The 18,601-nt window shown below is 37.9% G+C and carries 17 protein-coding genes; 4 read left to right on the top strand and 13 right to left on the bottom strand.

The genetic code is table 11. The annotated features are described in order from the left end of the window. Positions 1 to 28: 28 nt before the first annotated feature. Entirely contained in the window at positions 29 to 1,030 is a 1,002-nt protein-coding gene (locus JMX89_RS06555) for a glycosyltransferase family 2 protein (RefSeq protein ID WP_201551154.1), read from the bottom strand. A 45-nt stretch (positions 1,031 to 1,075) separates the two neighbouring features. Further along, positions 1,076 to 1,885, bottom strand: coding sequence for a glycosyltransferase family 25 protein (locus JMX89_RS06550; protein ID WP_201551152.1), 810 nt, complete (start codon positions 1,883 to 1,885; stop codon positions 1,076 to 1,078). An 89-nt stretch (positions 1,886 to 1,974) separates the two neighbouring features. Between JMX89_RS06550 and JMX89_RS06545 the strand changes: the two genes are divergently transcribed. Together JMX89_RS06545 and JMX89_RS06540 are read left to right on the top strand one after the other, a co-directional pair. Beyond that, entirely contained in the window at positions 1,975 to 2,325 is a 351-nt protein-coding gene (locus JMX89_RS06545) for an IS630 transposase-related protein (RefSeq protein WP_192529622.1), read from the top strand. Then, positions 2,309 to 2,824 (top strand): IS630 family transposase, encoded by a 516-nt coding sequence (locus JMX89_RS06540; protein ID WP_227673031.1) that lies wholly within the window; start codon positions 2,309 to 2,311, stop codon positions 2,822 to 2,824. The genes JMX89_RS06545 and JMX89_RS06540 overlap by 17 nt, the downstream gene beginning before the upstream one ends. Here JMX89_RS06540 and JMX89_RS06535 read toward each other — a convergent pair. The 6 genes from JMX89_RS06535 to JMX89_RS06510 all read right to left on the bottom strand — a co-directional run bounded on the left by JMX89_RS06535 (position 2,811) and on the right by JMX89_RS06510 (position 11,724). Further along, positions 2,811 to 3,779 carry a polysaccharide pyruvyl transferase family protein gene (locus JMX89_RS06535; protein WP_201551150.1) on the bottom strand — a complete coding sequence of 323 codons (969 nt, stop codon included), beginning with the start codon at positions 3,777 to 3,779 and terminating at the stop codon, positions 2,811 to 2,813. The genes JMX89_RS06540 and JMX89_RS06535 overlap by 14 nt on opposite strands. A gap of 45 nt (positions 3,780 to 3,824) precedes the next feature. Beyond that, positions 3,825 to 5,624, bottom strand: a complete 1,800-nt coding sequence (locus tag JMX89_RS06530; RefSeq protein WP_201551149.1) for an ABC transporter ATP-binding protein — start codon at positions 5,622 to 5,624, stop codon at positions 3,825 to 3,827. Between the two features lie 168 nt (positions 5,625 to 5,792). Then, positions 5,793 to 7,802, bottom strand: a complete 2,010-nt coding sequence (locus JMX89_RS06525; protein ID WP_201551147.1) for a polysaccharide biosynthesis protein — start codon at positions 7,800 to 7,802, stop codon at positions 5,793 to 5,795. Between the two features lie 52 nt (positions 7,803 to 7,854). Beyond that, the gene (locus tag JMX89_RS06520) at positions 7,855 to 10,122 is read right to left on the bottom strand and encodes a polysaccharide biosynthesis tyrosine autokinase (protein ID WP_201551145.1); all 2,268 of its coding nucleotides are present in this window, start codon (positions 10,120 to 10,122) and stop codon (positions 7,855 to 7,857) included. A 74-nt stretch (positions 10,123 to 10,196) separates the two neighbouring features. Further along, the gene (locus JMX89_RS06515) at positions 10,197 to 10,628 is read right to left on the bottom strand and encodes a low molecular weight protein-tyrosine-phosphatase (RefSeq protein WP_201551143.1); all 432 of its coding nucleotides are present in this window, start codon (positions 10,626 to 10,628) and stop codon (positions 10,197 to 10,199) included. Between the two features lie 19 nt (positions 10,629 to 10,647). Beyond that, on the bottom strand, positions 10,648 to 11,724 hold the full coding sequence (locus JMX89_RS06510; RefSeq protein ID WP_201551141.1) for a polysaccharide biosynthesis/export family protein: 1,077 nt from the start codon (positions 11,722 to 11,724) through the stop codon (positions 10,648 to 10,650). 575 nt (positions 11,725 to 12,299) lie between these two features. Here JMX89_RS06510 and rluB point away from each other — a divergent pair. Further along, on the top strand, positions 12,300 to 13,232 hold the full coding sequence (gene rluB, locus JMX89_RS06505; protein ID WP_201551139.1) for a 23S rRNA pseudouridine(2605) synthase RluB: 933 nt from the start codon (positions 12,300 to 12,302) through the stop codon (positions 13,230 to 13,232). Positions 13,233 to 13,337: 105 nt separating this feature from the next. On the opposite strand, the gene JMX89_RS06500 is transcribed toward rluB, so the two are convergent. The 3 genes from JMX89_RS06500 to JMX89_RS06490 form a co-directional block, all read right to left on the bottom strand. After that, positions 13,338 to 13,895: a hypothetical protein gene (locus tag JMX89_RS06500; RefSeq protein WP_201551137.1), complete on the bottom strand. Its 558-nt coding sequence runs from the start codon at positions 13,893 to 13,895 to the stop codon at positions 13,338 to 13,340. Between the two features lie 57 nt (positions 13,896 to 13,952). Further along, positions 13,953 to 14,597, bottom strand: a complete 645-nt coding sequence (locus tag JMX89_RS06495) for a hypothetical protein (RefSeq protein WP_201551135.1) — start codon at positions 14,595 to 14,597, stop codon at positions 13,953 to 13,955. 315 nt (positions 14,598 to 14,912) lie between these two features. After that, complete coding sequence (locus JMX89_RS06490) at positions 14,913 to 15,671, bottom strand: hypothetical protein (RefSeq protein WP_201551225.1); 759 nt, start codon at positions 15,669 to 15,671, stop codon at positions 14,913 to 14,915. 144 nt (positions 15,672 to 15,815) lie between these two features. Here JMX89_RS06490 and JMX89_RS06485 point away from each other — a divergent pair, with 144 nt between their 5' ends. Continuing rightward, positions 15,816 to 16,418, top strand: a complete 603-nt coding sequence (locus JMX89_RS06485) for a LysE/ArgO family amino acid transporter (RefSeq protein WP_133105281.1) — start codon at positions 15,816 to 15,818, stop codon at positions 16,416 to 16,418. Between the two features lie 128 nt (positions 16,419 to 16,546). Here the strand turns inward: JMX89_RS06485 and JMX89_RS06480 are convergent, their stop codons facing one another. Continuing rightward, positions 16,547 to 17,188: a MarC family protein gene (locus tag JMX89_RS06480; protein ID WP_083759462.1), complete on the bottom strand. Its 642-nt coding sequence runs from the start codon at positions 17,186 to 17,188 to the stop codon at positions 16,547 to 16,549. 394 nt (positions 17,189 to 17,582) lie between these two features. Beyond that, positions 17,583 to 18,443, bottom strand: a complete 861-nt coding sequence (gene nadC, locus JMX89_RS06475) for a carboxylating nicotinate-nucleotide diphosphorylase (protein ID WP_201551133.1) — start codon at positions 18,441 to 18,443, stop codon at positions 17,583 to 17,585. Positions 18,444 to 18,601 lie beyond the last annotated feature (158 nt).

The following is an 18,601-nucleotide window of genomic DNA, read 5'->3' as shown; positions in this document are numbered from 1 at the left end:
AAAATTAGAGTCTATAGAGTTATAAATATCAGTTCCAAGCTTTCTTACGAATATTATTAAAATACTCTGTTTGATCAGTAGTTATAAGAAAGGATATAGCCCAGTGAAAAGTGAAATATAATTTAAATTTATAGCTACCCTCCAAAAAACAAAATGGATTTAGGTTTATATCCAATTTTTTATTTAGTTTTCGGTATTCTTTCATCACTTTCCAAGTAACTACCCAGTTTTTACTTGGTTTTATACTTTGTAAATTTATAGTAGTCATTGTTAAATAATTTTTTATGAACTTCTCTTTCAAAATATCAACTTCTACATTATTCTGAGCTAACTCTAAACCTTTTTTAAATCCATATATTGAAGTATACAAACGGTCCAAAGTTCTTAAGCTTGGCTGGCTTCGAGTTATGGATTCAAACTCTAGATGATGTATATAACCAACAACTTCTGTTTTCAGAAAACTTTTCACTAAAAAAGGATAAATATATGTAAGCGGATTATCTTCATATAAGCAATACTCAGGATAAAATATATTATTCTCTATTAAGAACTCACGTCTTATAGCTTTAGACGAGATACGACCAAAATGGTTAAGCAAAACGATACGATAGTTTTCTGCATCAGAATATTCCCCTGGATTGATATCCATACTATTTATAACTTCTGATCCTGACTGTATGTTAAAGTCAATAAAATCATAGTTCTTATCACTAATTTCTTTTAGAAACTCTATTGCCTCTATCCTTATATCATCATCAGAATCTACAAACCATACATATTTGCCCTTAGCCCTTGTTAAACCTGCATTTCTAGCCCCACCCGGTCCTTTATTCTCCTGCTCAATTACCTCTATATTTTCATTGATAGCATTTATTTTGAAATCCATTAGCATTTTATAGGTGTTATCAGTAGAACCATCATCTATAAGAATAATTTCGATATCATCTTGATCAATACTTGATAAAGTTTTCAATAACCGTTTAGACTTTTTTTTCGAATTAAAAAAGGGTACAATAAAACTTAATAACATAAGAATTCTCGGTATATTATGATTTCTTAATTAATCACAAGTAATTTAAATAGTATCTTTTTTTTCCACATACTTATACGTATTCAGTATTAACAGTCTAAGTCGCCATTCTATAGAATTCTTGACTCGTAAAGGAAAAAAATTTTTCTTTTGATGGTAAATTAAATTTCTATTTAATGCCGCAGACTCTCTTTCTTTCTGTAAATGACTCTCGGAGAGATCTAATGGATGATCAACAAAGTTAGACAGATAGATATTGTTAATAATTTTATTTTTTACTAAAAAATCAAAGTCGTCTGCAAGAATGAAGCTTTTTTTAGATAGAAATATAAGGCTTTTAGCTAAAGACGAACTAATAAGATAGCAACAGGTTCTATAAATGAAACGCTCACTTCTAATCACTTTAGTAAATTTTTGACCACCGATATACTTAATGTTGTTAATACTCTTAACAACATGAGTACCAGGAAAACCATTCTGTCCGCCAAGAAGATAAAGTGACTCTGAATTTAACCCAGTAGTTTGAAAATTATTAATAAAGTCCTTAAATCTTTCATCTAAAATAGCATCATCTTCTAAAATACACGCCCAGTCTAAATCCTTATTTAATATCTCTTGATAAGCCATTATATGACTCAAAGTACAACCTATCTCGCCGGGTGTTAATGAAAACCCTCTACGAACAACATTTCCTACGCTTTTAGCTCTGATTGAACTTAATACGCCCTCTGATAATTCTTTTCCATAAACAGCATTAATAAAACTAAACTTTAGACCATAGTCTTCTAGAGTCTTACTAATTACTCTTCTCTTTTCTACGTCTTGCTGTAATGAAACTATATATATGTGTAACATATTATTTATCCCAAATAGACGTGATATAGTCAAGCCTATATAAAAGTGTTATAAACTAATTATTAAATCCAATTGTTATCATAAAGACCATGACTTACTCACTAGATTTCCGCAAACAAGTACTAAAAAGCTTAGACGAGGGTATGACCTTTGCCGAGGCAGCTAAATTCTATAACCTCAGCCCAACCACCATACAAAACTGGAAGAGACGTGTTCATAGTAAAACAACCAGGCAAACCAAACCCTATAAAATACCAGATGACGTGCTACTTAATGATGTCAAAGAACACCCTGATGATTACCAGTATGAGCGAGCCCGTCGTTTAAACTGTAGTAAAACAGGCATTCATCATGCCCTAAAGCGCCTAGGCATCAGTCAAAAAAAAGACTTTAGAACATCCAAAAGCCTGTCCGATCAAAAGAGTGGCGTATCAGAATAAGCTTGAGCACTTTAAGCAGCAAGGCTACCCCATTGTATATATGGACGAAAGCGGCTTTGAGGCTGAAACCATTCGCTCTCATGGTTATGCACCGATTGGTACACCTTGTATCGATAGCTACAACTGGCAAGGTAAAAAGCGAACCAACGTTATTGGTGCTCTTTATGACAAGATGCTGTTTGCACTAGATTACTTTGAGACAAACATCAACAGCAGCATATTCTACAACTGGTGCAAACAAACCCTAATCCCAAGTCTTAAAACCAAATGCGTGATTGTGATGGATAACGCTCGATTTCATAAGAGCAAACGCATTCAAAAGCTACTAAACAGGCACGGGCATCGTATTCTTTGGTTGCCGCCGTACAGCCCAGACCTAAACCCTATCGAAAAGAAATGGGCTCAAGTGAAGTTTCTACACCAAGGCTGGATGGAAAATGACTTATCCAAATTGTTTTATGATGTTTGCCCTAACCATAACAATTTTATTTTGAGCTGACTATATCTAACTCTTTTGTCCACATCTGATAATATTCAGTATTTTTACCATAACTGTTATCAATAATAGAAGAGGGAACATCAACCAAGCAAGACAAAATATGTCCATGCAATCGTGAGGTTATCACTTTTTCATAACTTGAAAATAATTTTGACATGTCAGAAACTAAAGTTTCTGCATGAACATTCCAGATTTTAAAAATCACTTTATCTAGTGCGTTAGACTTTAGTTTTCTATTAACTCGTATTAATTGATGAGCACCATATGCAACTCTATAATCTTTTTTAGTGAGCAAATCAGTCCAATCACAACAGTCGTTATCTTTAATTTCTTTTATAATTTGTAATTGTATTGGATTTTTCTCTACATCATTTCTTAGGAAGTATAAGACAGGTTTGTTTTTAGCAACTTTGGGTAAAGTACCATAGAGTTCGTGCGCCATATCCGGCATTAAGTATGCCTTTTCTGAAAACTGCTTGAATATTTCATGCGTTTTTTTATCACGAGCAAACATAACAACATTATCATGTTTGTTGAATACTTCTTGGGAATTCTCTTGGTTCTCTATACTGTTAAAAAATGCAGTTTGCGGAAGAATAATAATTCTATTACTAGGAAACGACTTTATAAGCTGTTCTCTCAGATTTTGATGTACAGGATATATATCACCAAAATTCCCTCCGCCGTGACAAATAATAGTTGTACCATTATTTATAATTTTTTTTAATTGAGAAATATCAGTATTATATGTCGACAAATGAGACTTTACATTAATAGAGTTGTTTTTAAAGAAATTAATAGTTCCAGATAGTATTAATAAGTCACCAACGTTGTGATGGAGGGGGTAGTCTAAAAAAACGACATTATTCTTATCTTCTATAAACTCTAAAACCTTACCAAGTTTATTTTTCAGCGAGTACATGTCCATTAAAATAATATCTCCATTTTCAGTCATTCAATTTCAACGATATAAAACTGAACGTTATTCAGATAGTGTTACTTAAGAATGCTCTGCCATTTTTTTAAATTGAATATTCTTTTCCAATAGTTCGTGATATGTCCCTTGGTCAACTATTTCACCTTGATCCATTAAATAAATAATGTCACATTTCTGTACCGTTTTTAGACGATGGGCAATCATAACGATGGTTTTTTGACCACTAAAGTCGTGTATGGCATCCATGATTATCTTTTCTGTAATACCATCTAGTGCACTGGTTGCTTCATCAAATACCAGAACCTCTGCTTCATGATAAAGTGCTCTTGCAATTCCAATACGTTGACGTTGTCCACCAGACAGCTGGACACCGCGCTCGCCTACTTTTGTGTTTAGGCCATCAGGAAGCTGTTCGACTAATTCAGTTAAGTGAGCGAGTTTGAGTGTTTTATTTACTTGCTCTAGATCAATATCCCTAATAGGTAGGCCAAAAGCAATATTTTCAGCGATAGACCCTTCGCTTAAAAAGATACTCTGTGGAACAAAGCCTAATGTATTTTGCCAGGCACGTTTATTTTCAGGAGTGATACAAGTGTCATCTATACACAAGTGACCACTTTGAGGTGTCAATAAACCAAGCAATAAGTCTATTAACGTGGACTTGCCAGAACCAGTCGATCCTACTAAACCGACCACGCTATTAGCAGGAATAGTCATAGTGACCCCATTCACAGCAGGTTTTGGTTTGCTAGGATAACTAAACTGTATATTACTTAAAGTAATTTTTTCCTTTAGCTCGATTCGTCTTGGTAGAGTATCTTTAGAAATAGAGTTATTATGATTAAGTGATTTTCGCAAATCCTCTTCAACTGCTTCAAATGCAGCGAGATTCCCTTTGATTTGAGCCACACTAGAATATATTTGTTGTAAAGCTGGAAGTAACTTAAATGCAGCGAGAGCGTAAACGGCTAGTATTGGTAATACGGCTCCTAAGTTGCCTTCGTGTAATTTAATCAGTAATAGAACCAACCCAATCATAGTACCGAAAGCAATTAATTCCATAAAATAGCGTGGTACTTGACTGATACCTGCATTTAATCCTAGAGCGCGAGCATAAACCCTACCACTATCTTCAAAGCGTTGAATGAAATCATGTCTACGATCAAGTAGTAAGACATCTTTGATACCACCAAACCCTTCATTCATTAACCTAAATCGATCAGTAGATACTTTTGATATCTCTTGGCCATTAGAAACCAATTTATTACGAACAAGTTTATAAAGTAAGAAATATGCTAACGCAAATATAATTAAACCGCCTATAGCTATAATAGGATTGTAAATTAATATACTTACAGAAATCAGAATAGCTAAAATTACTTTTGCATTCATTTGCATCAGTGGCTGTATTATTCCACTCATTATGCGCATGGCTTCTGTAGATACCTGCTTGGTCAATTGAGCGCTGCTACCACTCGCATGAAACTGCCAGTCTTCCTGCATATAATACGCGTAAAGACGATCGGCAATTTCAATACCGACGCTCGCCCCATAAAGGGATAACTTCCAAATCGTAAACATAGAAACTAGGGTAGAGACTGTTAGGGCTAAAAGTACCAGTAACCCAGTATAGAACACAAAATCCATAGGATCTGTTAAGCCAGATATTTGGTATAATTCTGCAAAGACATTACTTTTTTCTAGTATAGAAATGTCACCGACTAGAGCCATAAAGGGCGCTATAGACGCAATACCTAATAATTCAGTAAAAGCCATAACGACAACAAGAACCTGCAAAATGTAAAACCGTCTTACTTGACTAGCTGAAAGTAATGAGAAAAGCTGCTTAATAACGTTTAACATATACATTCAACTATAAAAAATAATATAAAATTTGACATATCATTGTATCACTTTATTAACATTATCTTTAATTATAAGATTAAACTTGGAGTAAAATAAGACTGTTTTCTTTTGTTGACCGCGCTAAAGATTGATTACAGTTGTCTTAACATTTATCATATAACTACACTAACTGATCATATTAATAGGCTTTTCAGTAGGCATTCGGGGCTCAATTGCAGTATTTGTTAAGTTGTCTTGATAACCATCTACAAACTGCTTGAATTGCTGCTTCAGCCAAGGGACATCGAATTGTTTTTGTTTTTCAGTCAGCTCAAACAATACCGATTCCAGCTCATCTAATGGGAAGCTATGCTCAATTGCTTGCATGATAAGAGGGTGATCAGTGGATTCAACATTATCTTCACCGATGATGAGCTCTTCATAAAGCTTTTCTCCATCTCTAAGTCCAGTAAAGATGACTTCGATATCACCATCCGGATGGGCAGCATCTTTAATATCAAAACCACTTAAATGAATCATTCGATGTGCTAAATCAACGATTTTGACCGGCTCGCCCATATCAAGCACAAATACTTCACCGCCCGATGCCATTGCACCCGCTTGGATAACCAAATTTGCCGCCTCTGGAATCGTCATAAAGTAACGAGTCACATCAGGATGGGTGACCGTAATCGGCTTACCTTGTTCGATCTGCTTGGTAAATAACGGTACTACAGAGCCTGATGATCCTAGGACATTACCAAAACGCACCATACTAATGCAGGTCTGGCTATCTGTCTGGCTTAGCGCTTGGCAAACCAATTCTGCTAAACGCTTAGAAGCGCCCATCACATTGGTCGGTCTTACTGCTTTATCGGTCGATATAAGTACAAAGGTCTCGACATTTGCTGCAATCGCAGCTCGGGCACAATGATAAGTACCTTTAGTATTATTAATAACACCTTCGAAAGGGTTGTGCTCTACCATTGGCACATGCTTGTAGGCGGCAGCATGATAAACCGTTTGGATATTATAGAGATTTAGTATTCTGAGCAGGTTCGATTCATTAGTGACATTACCGATGACTGCAACGATTTTAATATCTTGATAAGCAGGCGTATTGGCTTGTTTTATAGTTAGCTCTTGATGAATACTATAAAGCGCAAACTCGGAAAGCTCATAGAGCACGATACATTTAGGCTGGTTCTTGATTACTTGGCGACATAATTCGCTACCGATAGAACCACCAGCGCCAGTAACCAACACGCACTTATCTTTAATATTTAGCTGCAGCAATTTTGCATCAGGTTCAACAGTCTGTCTGTCTAACACATCCAAGATGTCTACTTTGCGCATACTACTGACGGTCACTTTTTCATCAGCAATCTCTTCTAAGCTTGGCAATTCTTTAATTTTGATGGCGATGCCTGATAGTTTATCTATAATCTGGCGTTTTTGCGCGCGGCTGATAGAAGGAATGGCCAAAAACACCTGTGCAACGTCTAGCTCATCAATCAAGCTTATCAATTCATGAGCAGGGTAAATCTTTTTGCCGAGTAAGTAAGCACCAGTAAGTTGAGGATCATCGTCAATATAAGCCACGACATTATATTTATGAGAGTTTCTTAAGCCTTCTAATAAGTCTCGACCCGCCTCTCCCGCACCATAGATAACAACATTATCATAAATGCCATCATCTTTGAGGCGACGCTGGGCTCTCCCGCTCAAATGCATCAAGAGCTCACGAATAGTAAGACGACTATTCCATAACCAGATAAATAAGAAAAATAGAAAGATAATAGGAACGGAGCGCGGTATATCCTCTAAGGGATTTAAATAGATGATAATCTCATAAACGACCATGAGTACAAAGAACAGCTTTGCGACACTACCCATTACCGTATCTAAAAAACCACGTGCTACGCCTTTATAGAAACCAATCAGATATAAACCGACGATAGGCAGCGTGGCATAAGATATTAATATTGCAGGGTTTATATTATGAGCGATACTACCGTAGCGCAAAGACAAAGCTAAGAACAGGCAAACTAAAGATGCTACCAAGTCTGTAGTGAGTAAAATGGCTCGCTTGAGGCTGCGAGGCAATGATAACAAGTGTTTTGCCATACGCTGTAACCAGCCAGTTTTTCTATCAAGTGATGAATAATCACTTGACTGTTTTGAATTTGCAGACATAACACTTAACTACTTAAAAATATGAATTTTGGTAGAATTTCGAAAAAGCTAACTATTGGTTATTACCATAAGCATAACTATAGTGATAGCTATATTTGCTCATAATGCCTTGCTGTACATCGTTGAGAATAATACCGTCAACTTGTATGTTGGCTTTGTTCATCTGATTGACCGCATACACCAATTGTCCTTCTATCGAGTCATCGTATCTGGTGACCATCAGTACTTTGTCAGCATGTTGCGCTAATATCATAGCGTCAGAGGCTGCCAATATCGGTGGTGAGTCAATAATAATATAATCATAATGCAGGTTTAGTTCTGTCATTAAATGATCAAAACTGCCATTAGCCAATAGCGACGCCGGATTGCGTGGATGCTCGCCTCGCGGCATAAAATCGATATTATCAATACCAGTCGAGTGGATGAAAGTTGCTAGATGACCAGACTCTTGAACAGCATCAATTTTTACTAGCTGAGTTTTATCTCTTGATAAATGTGTCGTATCTTGCGTTAAATAATCCGCCAGACCATTATGTTGGTCCATATTAAACACTTTATGCAACTCGCCCAAGCGCATATCGGCATCTATAATGAGGACTTTTTTATCTAACTGGGCAAATACTTCTGTCAGGTTAGAGGAGATAAAAGACTTACCGACCCCCGGACTTTCACCAGTAATCAAAATAACTTTGGCACGCTGACCAGCTCGCCCTTGGCTTGGCATCCCAAACATAAGGTTAGTACGTAAGCTTTTAATGGCTTCGTAACTTAAGCTGTTATTATCTGCATAGGCAAGCAGTCGATTAGGTGATTTTTTCTTACTAAACCTTGTGAGCACTGGAGAACGAGGAATGGTTGCAATAACAGGTACGCCTGTCTTAGCCTCAAGACGCTCAGGGTCTTTGACCACGTTTCTAAGCATGTTTTTAACAAGCACTAGCATCGTACCAAGCATCGTACCTAATAAAGTAGCCAATACCCAAATCAGCAGTTTTTTCGGCGCAATAGTTCTATAGGTATTGATTGGTAAGTCAATAATACGCACATAGCCAACTTCACCAGCTTTAACAATCTTTAACTGTTGGTAGTTCTTCAGCATTGTGAGATAGATTTCCTTATTGATCTCTACATCTTCTGAGCGCTGTAAAAACTCACGCTGGACTTCAGGTAAACCAGCAACTTTGCTATTTATTTCCTGCTTTCTATTATTTAGTACTTTTAACTGATCATTAATTTGAATAACTAAAGGATGCTCTTCCGTATAATAGGTAGTTAAGTCCGCCTTCTTTAGCTTTAATTCATTAAGTTGAGAGTCAATTTGAGACTTCTCTCCAACTAGTAATGCTGCTTCCTGACCAATATCAATAGTGCCATATTTTTCACGGAACCTATTAAATACCACTTGTGATGCTTCAAGTTTCTGCTTCAGGATAGGTATTTGTGACTCCATAAAACTAAGTGTTCTAGTAGTCTCTTCAGAACCACGAGACTCATTTTGAGCGATATAGGATAAAATAATTTCCTTCAAAACCAAGCTTACCTGCTCTTGACTATTGCCTGTCATTGACAGCTCAACAATACCTGTTTGCTGCCCCTTTTCAACAACCGATAAAGCAGATTTTATAGACTCTGTAGCATTCTGCAGGGATAGCTTAACAATATTAATTCCATGGTCATTAACAGGTAAGTCATTCACTGTAATTTCGATAATACCATCAACACCCTTAAAAACATGAGCTTGCCCTATCTGTCCTTTAAAGTCATCAAATCCATTACTCAATAAAAACCCATCACTCTTATTAGATCGCACTAAAGTAAAAGAACGATTAAGATACGCCTTCGACACATTAAATTGACTAATCTGTACTTGGCCATCTGACGTTTTTAGCGTTACACCTTCAGGTATATTTACTTGAACAGTAGTAGTATTGCTTTTTATTCGATCAAATTTACCAACAGCAGGATCGCTTAAACGAATATCCAGATGTAGTAAATCCACGACAGGCTTTAATACCATTCGCGACTTAATCAGTTCAGTTTCAGTTTGCGCTTTACTACTCTCTGCTGACACTAGATCTGAGATATTAGAACCTAACGCTGAGATACTTTGTGACTTTTGATCAATTTGAATAAGTGCATCTGACTTAAAAGTAGGATTCACATATCTGCTATACAAGATACCTATTATCAAACCTAAAACAGCAAAGAATACGATGGTTTTCCAGCCACGTAAAATGGCAAAAAGTAGCGCCATTAAATCGATTTCGTCATTGTCTTCTTTAACAGGAGAGTTTGATACATTCTTTGAATCTGTAGTCATAACGGTAGGTTCATCACTTAAGGTAATCGTTTAGTATTAATCTTTTATAATAATTATTTATTTACAACAGTTATTTAGCTAACTTTATCAGCCCATTGTTTTATACCTTCAACAATGTCTAGATGTGCAATCTCAAATGCACTTAACTCATGCTGGTAAGGATCCGCAATGTCTTTATTCATCCAGTGACCAAGCTTAAAGGTTTTACCGCGGCAAAAAGGCCAGCGCTCTTCAATCCATTTGGTCTGACCATCTGACATAGTAAAAATAAGATCCACTTTTTTCGCCAATTGCTCATCAATTTGCTTAGCAACATGATTGGTGATATCAATCTGCTGCTTTGACATAATTTCTAGCGCAGCAGGATCGGCAGGATGCCCAACCAAAGCACCCACCCCTGCAGAGTCAATAGTCTTATTGGGAAAACGCTGCTTCAATAGCGCTTCTGCCATTGGACTACGACAAATATTACCCACACATACAACAAGAATATGATCAAATGCCATGATAGTTATTACCTATTATTTATAAGCCTGATAGACTTCTGACCGCTGATGTAGAAGGCAAGATGGAGCTAAGTACGCGATTCCAACGCGTCAAACCAGTAGGATCTACATAAATGATATCATTGGCACGCATCTCAAAACGATTGGCAAGTGCAAAACTGGTAATCGTCTGCATATCCACATAGTAAATATCGGTTGTTCTTGTATTAAGGTTATCGCGGACGACATATATCTTAGATGCATTAGCAGTATTAGAATTAAGTCCGTTTGACTCTCCTAAAACCTGAGCTAGACTGATACCTTGCTCGCGGATAGGTACAGGCTCTACCTTGCCAAATTCTCCTAGAACATAGACTTTATTACGGTCTTGACTATTAACATGGATTGAATCGCCATCTTGGAGATAGATTTGGTTGGCAGAACTGCCCAGTTGACGTAAAGATTGTAGGCCCAGATTATAGCTTACACCTCTACGGTTAAACACGATATTATTTGAATCAGCGGTCGGCGTTGCACCACCAGCCATAGAAATCGCACTATATAGCGAAACTGGTGCATCATTAATTGCAAATTCGCCAGGCTGCTTAACTTCACCATCAATAAAAAACTTGTTACCCCGATAATCGAGAACTTTAACCTGTGGATCTGAAAATTTCAGATAGCGCTGTAGTTGTCTCTGCAAGTTCGCCGTGAACTGCGGCACACTCATCCCTGTCGCTTTAATACGTCCAACCAGTGGGAACTGAACAAACCCCTGCTGATCTACAGGATAGCCTGATGCCCCTGCCGATGTAATATCAGGATAACCAACTAAGACAATACTAAGAATATCCCCTTTGGAGATACGATATTCTGCTCGACTAGAGTTCCTTATTAGCTGATTTAAATTACTGCTTGGTAATACTGTTTGTTTTGGAGGTAATGTCGTTAGATTTAGCGGCTGAATATTAAAATGCAGACCATTTTCAGCGATAAATGTACCACTCGGCGGCAGCTCACCTGCTTGCAGCCCAGCATTGATACTGGAGCACCCTGAAACCATACCAACTATCAATAGACACGTTACACTTAATAACTTTGATGAATTGAAAAACATAAAAAGACCTTTATAAATCATAGATATAAGTAGTGTCTAGCATTAAAGAATCAGACAGCCATACTAAAGCGTTGCATTATGTACAAAAAAACAAAATCATAATAACATAGGTGCTTAAATATTAAACATGCAATCATGTATGTTTAATGAAAATTTTGCTTAATTATAAAGTAAATTATATGCAAATATTCTTATATTTGGCGATAGCCATCATATATAGTTAATATAGTTAAAATACCTTAAAAACGCTACGATGCTGCTGGTATCAATTTTTTGCAGCCTCTGTCTGCGTAGGCACAGCAAGCAAGAAAAATTGATATCAGCAGTACGTTATATATCGATATTGCTTTTCCCTGACTATATTTATTATTCATATAAACTAAAAAACAATATCCTATTTATTATCTTAGTAAAAGATTTGAATCAACAAGTGATATGAAACTCACTTATCTTATTCAGATATAAAATCGAGAATAATCGTAACATAGTCTGTATAACTCTTAGAAAGAGCGTATAATATGCAGTCCAATTTTATACATTGAGAAATGTAAACCCACCGATTCTAGGAAATCGTTATGAAAGATGAAAAATTACAGAAAGCACTTGCCCGTATGGGACTTGGTTCACGTCGTCAGATGGAAGAAGTCATTAAAGCAGGTCGCGTAACCGTCAATAACGGTCCTGCGACTATTGGTGATCGTGTTGAACAAGGTGATGAGATTCGCGTTGATGGTCGTCAGATTAAATATACTTCTGAAAATGAAAAGCGTCGTCGCGTTTTAGCTTATTATAAGCCTGAAGGCGAAGTATGCTCGGCGAATGATCCAGAAGGTCGCCCTACCGTATTTGAACGTTTGCCAAAGCTGACTCATGATCGTTGGGTTATGGTAGGTCGCTTGGATATCAACTCAACTGGTCTATTATTATTTACTAACGATGGTGAAATGGCGCATCGTTTGATGCATCCTTCTAGCGAAGTGACCCGTGAATATGCCGTACGTGTATTGGGCGACGTTACCCCAGATATGGCACGAGCGATGACAACAGGTGTCATGTTAGAAGATGGCTTGGCTAAATTTGAAGATATCAAAGAAGGCGGCGGTGAAGGCGTTAATAAATGGCATCATGTGCAGCTTAAGGAAGGTCGTAACCGTGAAGTACGCCGTTTATTTGAATCCCAAGGTCTTAAAGTCAGTCGTCTATTACGTACCAGCTATGGCAATATTGCGTTACCAAAAGAGCTACGTACAGGGCGCTTCTTAGAGCTTGATAGAAAAGATATTAATACGTTAACAGACCTAGTGAGCTTACGCCCACGTTATGGTACAGGTCTTCATGGTGCTGCTAAAGAAAAGCAAGAGCGTATCAGAAACAAACCGCTGAAAGCACGTCGTACTGACACTCGTAGCGATAATCGTAATAGCACTAGTAGCGCAAAACCAAAAAGCAGTGCAAGTCCTGCCAGTCGCGGCACCCGTAATCCCCGTGACCGCAACGATAAACGCTAATATGTTTTAGATTTAGCATAATTAATAAAAAGCTGCCAATGATACATAATCATTGGCAGCTTTTTTGTATGTGACATTAATAAGTATTCTCTAGCCACTGACATATTAGTGATTATGACTATCAATATAGCTTTTCATGATTCGTAAATCCTGTAATTGCTGCTGCTCCATTTGTTCTAATAAGCTATCTAAGCGTTGTTCTATATTATCTAATACGTCTTGCAGCAACTTGCCGGCTTCATATCGTGATTGATTGTTAACGCTTTTAGCATTTGCTTTAATGATCGTCAGTTGATAATAACTACTGAGTAGTTCAGGTAAACGTATATGTAGCATCTTATGCAATACGAACTGTCCTTCGGTGATTTCAGGCATCTTTTCTTGTGATTTTAGCTCTATCTGATAGTCATAATAACTGGCTACCTTTTCATCAATATGTTGTAGCTGGCGTAGCTGATTATCTGTTAAAAAATTAAGATGCTTTTTATTAAGATTTAATTGTTGCCAGCTTATATTAGATAACGATAATGGTGCATTAGCATTTTGATAAATAAGTACACCTGGCGTAATACCAACCGCTTTATGAAAAGCATGCCAGCCTTTTCTACTTAGATAGAAGATGCTCATTGTCGTTATGACACCAACGCCTATTAATACACTCATAGCAATTTACTCTTAATCGTTCAACCGTCATTGATTCTCTTAACTATTTACTACTCTCTATCTCATATCCTTACTAACAGTATCGTCCGCAAGTTTTTTGATCGTCTCTACTTCATCAGCATGGTTAAACAACTGCGTATCTATATTTACATTAGGATTATCAAAACGCTGTTGTAAATATCGATTGGTTGCCAGTAGTTTTTGTCCATCTTGATGGTAGGATGCATTAAGCAGTTCATTAAACTGGGTGTTAATAGTTCCTAATATATCCAAAAGTGCTTCTTTGCCAGTGACATCCGAATGCTTAATTTTTGTGGTATCAGCAAGTGCGCCATCCCCGACATCTAAGTCATGTAAACGGCGATAATCTGCTACTGCTTCTGGTACATGTTTATCCATCAGATTTTGAATGGTAATATAAGTTTCGTTAACTGCATCGCTATCATCTATCTTGCCATCATTATTGGTATCACCATAAATAAGTCGCAGCTTTTCACCTTTTTCATTAATTTGGGTCAATGCAGCTTTGACATCAACTGGTAAGCTTTTTTCAGGAATATAACCCAATTGCGGCATCGCTTTATACTCTAGCATTTTGGGTGCTGTCACCTTTTTTATACCACGATAGCCTAAATACAGACCTGCTGCGGGTAGCACTCCATATAAAACAAGCATGACAAACATGGCAGTGATTTGAGTCATAAAATTATCCTTATTATTTAATAGTATTAATTGGCAAATTTATTATTATTCTTGATATGGTTGCTCCACTTTTGCAAGAACACAGCGCTACTAGGATCAATTTTCTTGCTTACTGTGCCTACGCAGACAGAGGCTACGAAAATTAATCCTAGTAGCACTTTATAATATTCATATTTCTCTTATTTAAGACTGAATATAGTATTTAATGATTTTATTAAACAAAAAAATAAGGCTCTATTAAAGCCCTATATTGTTATGCATTGAGTTGTTTGTGTTTGCTGATGCTTATTTTTTAGCAGAATAGAAAAATGGCGCCTAATTTTGCGTACGGCTTTTAACATAACGATGGGTTGAAGCCAGACGATTCATCACCGTTTGATGCAGCTCCTCTAACAATTCATCAAGCTCATAATCAATCTCTAAAAACAAATCCGTCAGCATATCGCCTGCAGTCATTTTACCCTGTACTACATTATTCTTCGTACGATGTGGACTAAAACGTTGCAGCTGCTCGTAATGATGCAAGGCTTCTGGAATACTTTCAGATATCAGCTTATCAATGACAAACTGCCGCTCATTATGTTGCTGCTTTTGCTCATCATTAAGCTCGCTACTCCATTCACGATAGCGTTTTAATTTGCTATTAATTCTATCTAATATAGCAACTGCTTCAATCGGCATGGCATTTAGTGTGGCTGCATCGACCACATTCACAAGCTCAGTCATAATCGGACAGCGTCCATGTTTAAGAAACCATAAGGTATCTGGGTCAAAAGGTGGTCTATTACTCGGTCGCATTTGAGCACGATTGGACAAATAACGATCGGTCAATGGCGTCGGTGCGCGAATATCAGACACTTGCGCTAAAGCATCGCAAATACGTTCGGTACGCTGCGGCTCAGTAAGCGGCGAGGCATTAGGCGTTAAAGTATTGACATCTTCTTGCTTATCACCACTATCACGATGGGCAACATCATTTTTATTATTAGTAAGTTTATTGGCAGCCGCTTGCTGAGCATTTTTAGCAGCGGCGGTTGGCAGGTCATCGTGTGCTTGCCCAAATGACTGTAGCATTCTTGTCAAACTTATGACCATAACTTACCCTGCTCCTCGCCCATTTACTGATTGCATTTGACCATTCAATACCTTATCTTAACAGCTTTTTGCCATACTACCAGTAAGCAAACGTCAGCGTTTTTAAAGGATAAGACAGCCATCATGAATATCACCGATTACAGTTCTGGTTTTTTGCTTGGCTTATCCCTGATTATCGCTATTGGTTCACAAAATGCCTTTGTTCTAAAACAAGGACTAAAACGCGAGCACATATTTTTTGTATGTCTGTTCTGCGCCGTCAGTGATGCGTTGTTGATTTCAGCTGGCGTTGGTGGTTTTGGCGCGGTAACGGCACGCTACCCGCAAGTGGTCAATATTGCCAAGGTCACGGGGGTCATATTCTTATTGGGTTACGGATTGCAAAGCTTGTATGCCAGTATACGCTTATCACACGCACTTACCGTCAATGGACAAGTCGTCACCAGTCTAAAAAAGGCATTATTACTATGCTTTGGTTTTACATGGCTAAATCCACACGTCTATTTAGATACCTTGGTGCTGGTCGGTATGGTTTCAACAGGAGCCAGTAGTAAGCTTGCCTTTGCAGTAGGAGCGGTCAGCGCTTCATTCTGCTTTTTCTTTGCACTCGGCTATGGCGCACGGTTACTCAAACCATTATTTGCCAAACCAAAAGCGTGGAATATCCTTGACGCCTTAGTCGGCATATTGATGCTATATTTGGCTTGGCATTTGTACCAAAGCTAAAACAGAGCTTTCTACTCAAGAGCCTTTATCCAAACAATGATACGCCGTTTAAAAAACAGAAAAACCAAATACTTTTTTGAAAGTAGTTGGTTTTTTGAGCGATTAAATCGCTTCTATAGACTAAAAAATTAGATCAAATCAGGAAATAGCGTACGTAGCCCATTAACGATAATTTCGATAGCAACTGCCGCCAATAGCATCCCCATGATTCGACTCATAATATTAAGCCCTGTATCACCCAATAAGCGACTGATACGACCAGCTGCCATCAATGCCAAATAACAAAATAAACTGATAAACAAACCCGCAATCAAAATGGCAGATATTTGCAAGATGCCAGAAACTTGTGATGAGTAGATAATAACGGTTGAAATACCACCCGGTCCAATCATCATAGGAATAGCAATCGGCACAACTGCGGCTGCCATCGTTGGCGGCGCACCTTGGAGATGGTCAACATCGAAGTTTTCTTGATCAGGCTTAACCGGATTACCATCGCCATTCATCATATTGAGAGCGATTAAAAACACTAAGATACCACCTGCTAACTGAAACGAGCCGATTGAAATACCCAAGACTTTGAGGAGCGTTTCGCCTGCTAAGGTGAAGAAACTGATAGTAATAAAAATGGTCAGACAAGCAACGCGTGCTACTTTACGTCGATTATTCATTGAATAACCACGCGTTGAATCTAAAAACAATGTCAATGCGCTAAAGGGGTTAATCAATACCATAAAGGCTAGGATTATCTTAATAATTTCAGTATTCACTGAGCGCTCGCTTGTCTATTAGTCAAATCGGGCAAAAAACAAGGCCATTGGGCAAGTGCATCAATGACCTAATATTCGGTAGCAGCGGCATTGTAGCATAGGCAGATAAGCCTATTAAATCATTAACTTCGCTTAATTCTCATGCCTCACCAAATCCATAGGATATCGATACAAATCTGCCCTTTTAATAGAGGGTTAATCCTCTATTAAACTTCATTAAAACAAGTCTATATAGTCGATCCATTTTTAAAAGAGTACAGCACTGCTGGGGTTAATTATTCGCAGCCTCTGTCTGCGCAGGCACAGCAAGCAAGAAAAATTAACCCCAGCAGTGCTTTATAACATTTGTACTTCTTTTATTTGGGACTCACTATACTTAGACCAAGCGTTAAAGCTAAGCGCTAAAATCCAAACCAATATCTAATGCAGTCGTGCTGTGGGTCAAATAACCCATCGCGATAAAATCAACGCCTGTTTCTGCAACGGCTTGCACTGTTTCAGGGGTGATACCACCTGATGCTTCGGTTTTAGCGCGACCTTTACACATAGCGACTGCCTGCGACAATATCTCAGGCGCCATATTATCTAATAGCACTAAGCTCACACCAGCATCTAGTGCTTGCTCTAACTGTGCTAATGTATCGACTTCCACTTCGATTGGAATCAAATGCCCAGCAAATTCTTGCGCTTGCTCAATCGCTGTTTTAATATCACCTGCGATGGCAATATGGTTGTCTTTAATTAAAATCGCATCATCTAAACCCAAGCGATGATTACGCCCGCCACCGCAGCGTACGGCGTATTTTTGGACGATACGTAAGCCTGGAATGGTTTTACGGGTACAAGTAATTTGCGCTGGATATGCTGCCACGCTATCAACAATCTTCTTAGTATCTGTCGCAATACCGCTAAGATGAGTCATAAAGTTAAGTGCCGTACGCTCTGCTGTCAGCAAATTACGCGCATTGCCGCGCACAGTTGCTAATACCGCGCCAGCTTCGACCGTTTCACCATCATGGACTTGAGCAACGAATTCTATCTGCTCATCAATCAAAGCAAAAGATAAGCGTGCTAAATCCATACCACATATCACGCCTGCTTGCCTTGCCTTAATCTGTAATTGCGCTTGCATGCCGGCTGGAATGGTCGCTTGTGAAGTGACATCACCACGTCTACCCAAATCTTCTGTTAATGCCGCTTCAACCAACGGTTTAAGTAATACCTCAGCCAGTGCTGGCTCTCGTTTAACTGTCATTTTTAGCCCTTATTATGCTTATATTCTGAATATCTATTATTTAAACTCAAAATGAGCATAAATATAACGTAAAGTTTATTGGCTCGCAAGAAAATATCATAAATTAAAATTTTCAATAAATTTATTGGGTTTGACAATGATAGAGGCTGATAGCGATT

The organism is Psychrobacter sp. DD43 (genome assembly GCF_904846555.1).
Taxonomy (GTDB): Bacteria; Pseudomonadota; Gammaproteobacteria; order Pseudomonadales; family Moraxellaceae; genus Psychrobacter; species Psychrobacter cryohalolentis.
The sequence above is the reverse complement of the archived record's forward strand: the minus strand, read 5'-3'. Positions and strand labels throughout refer to the sequence as shown.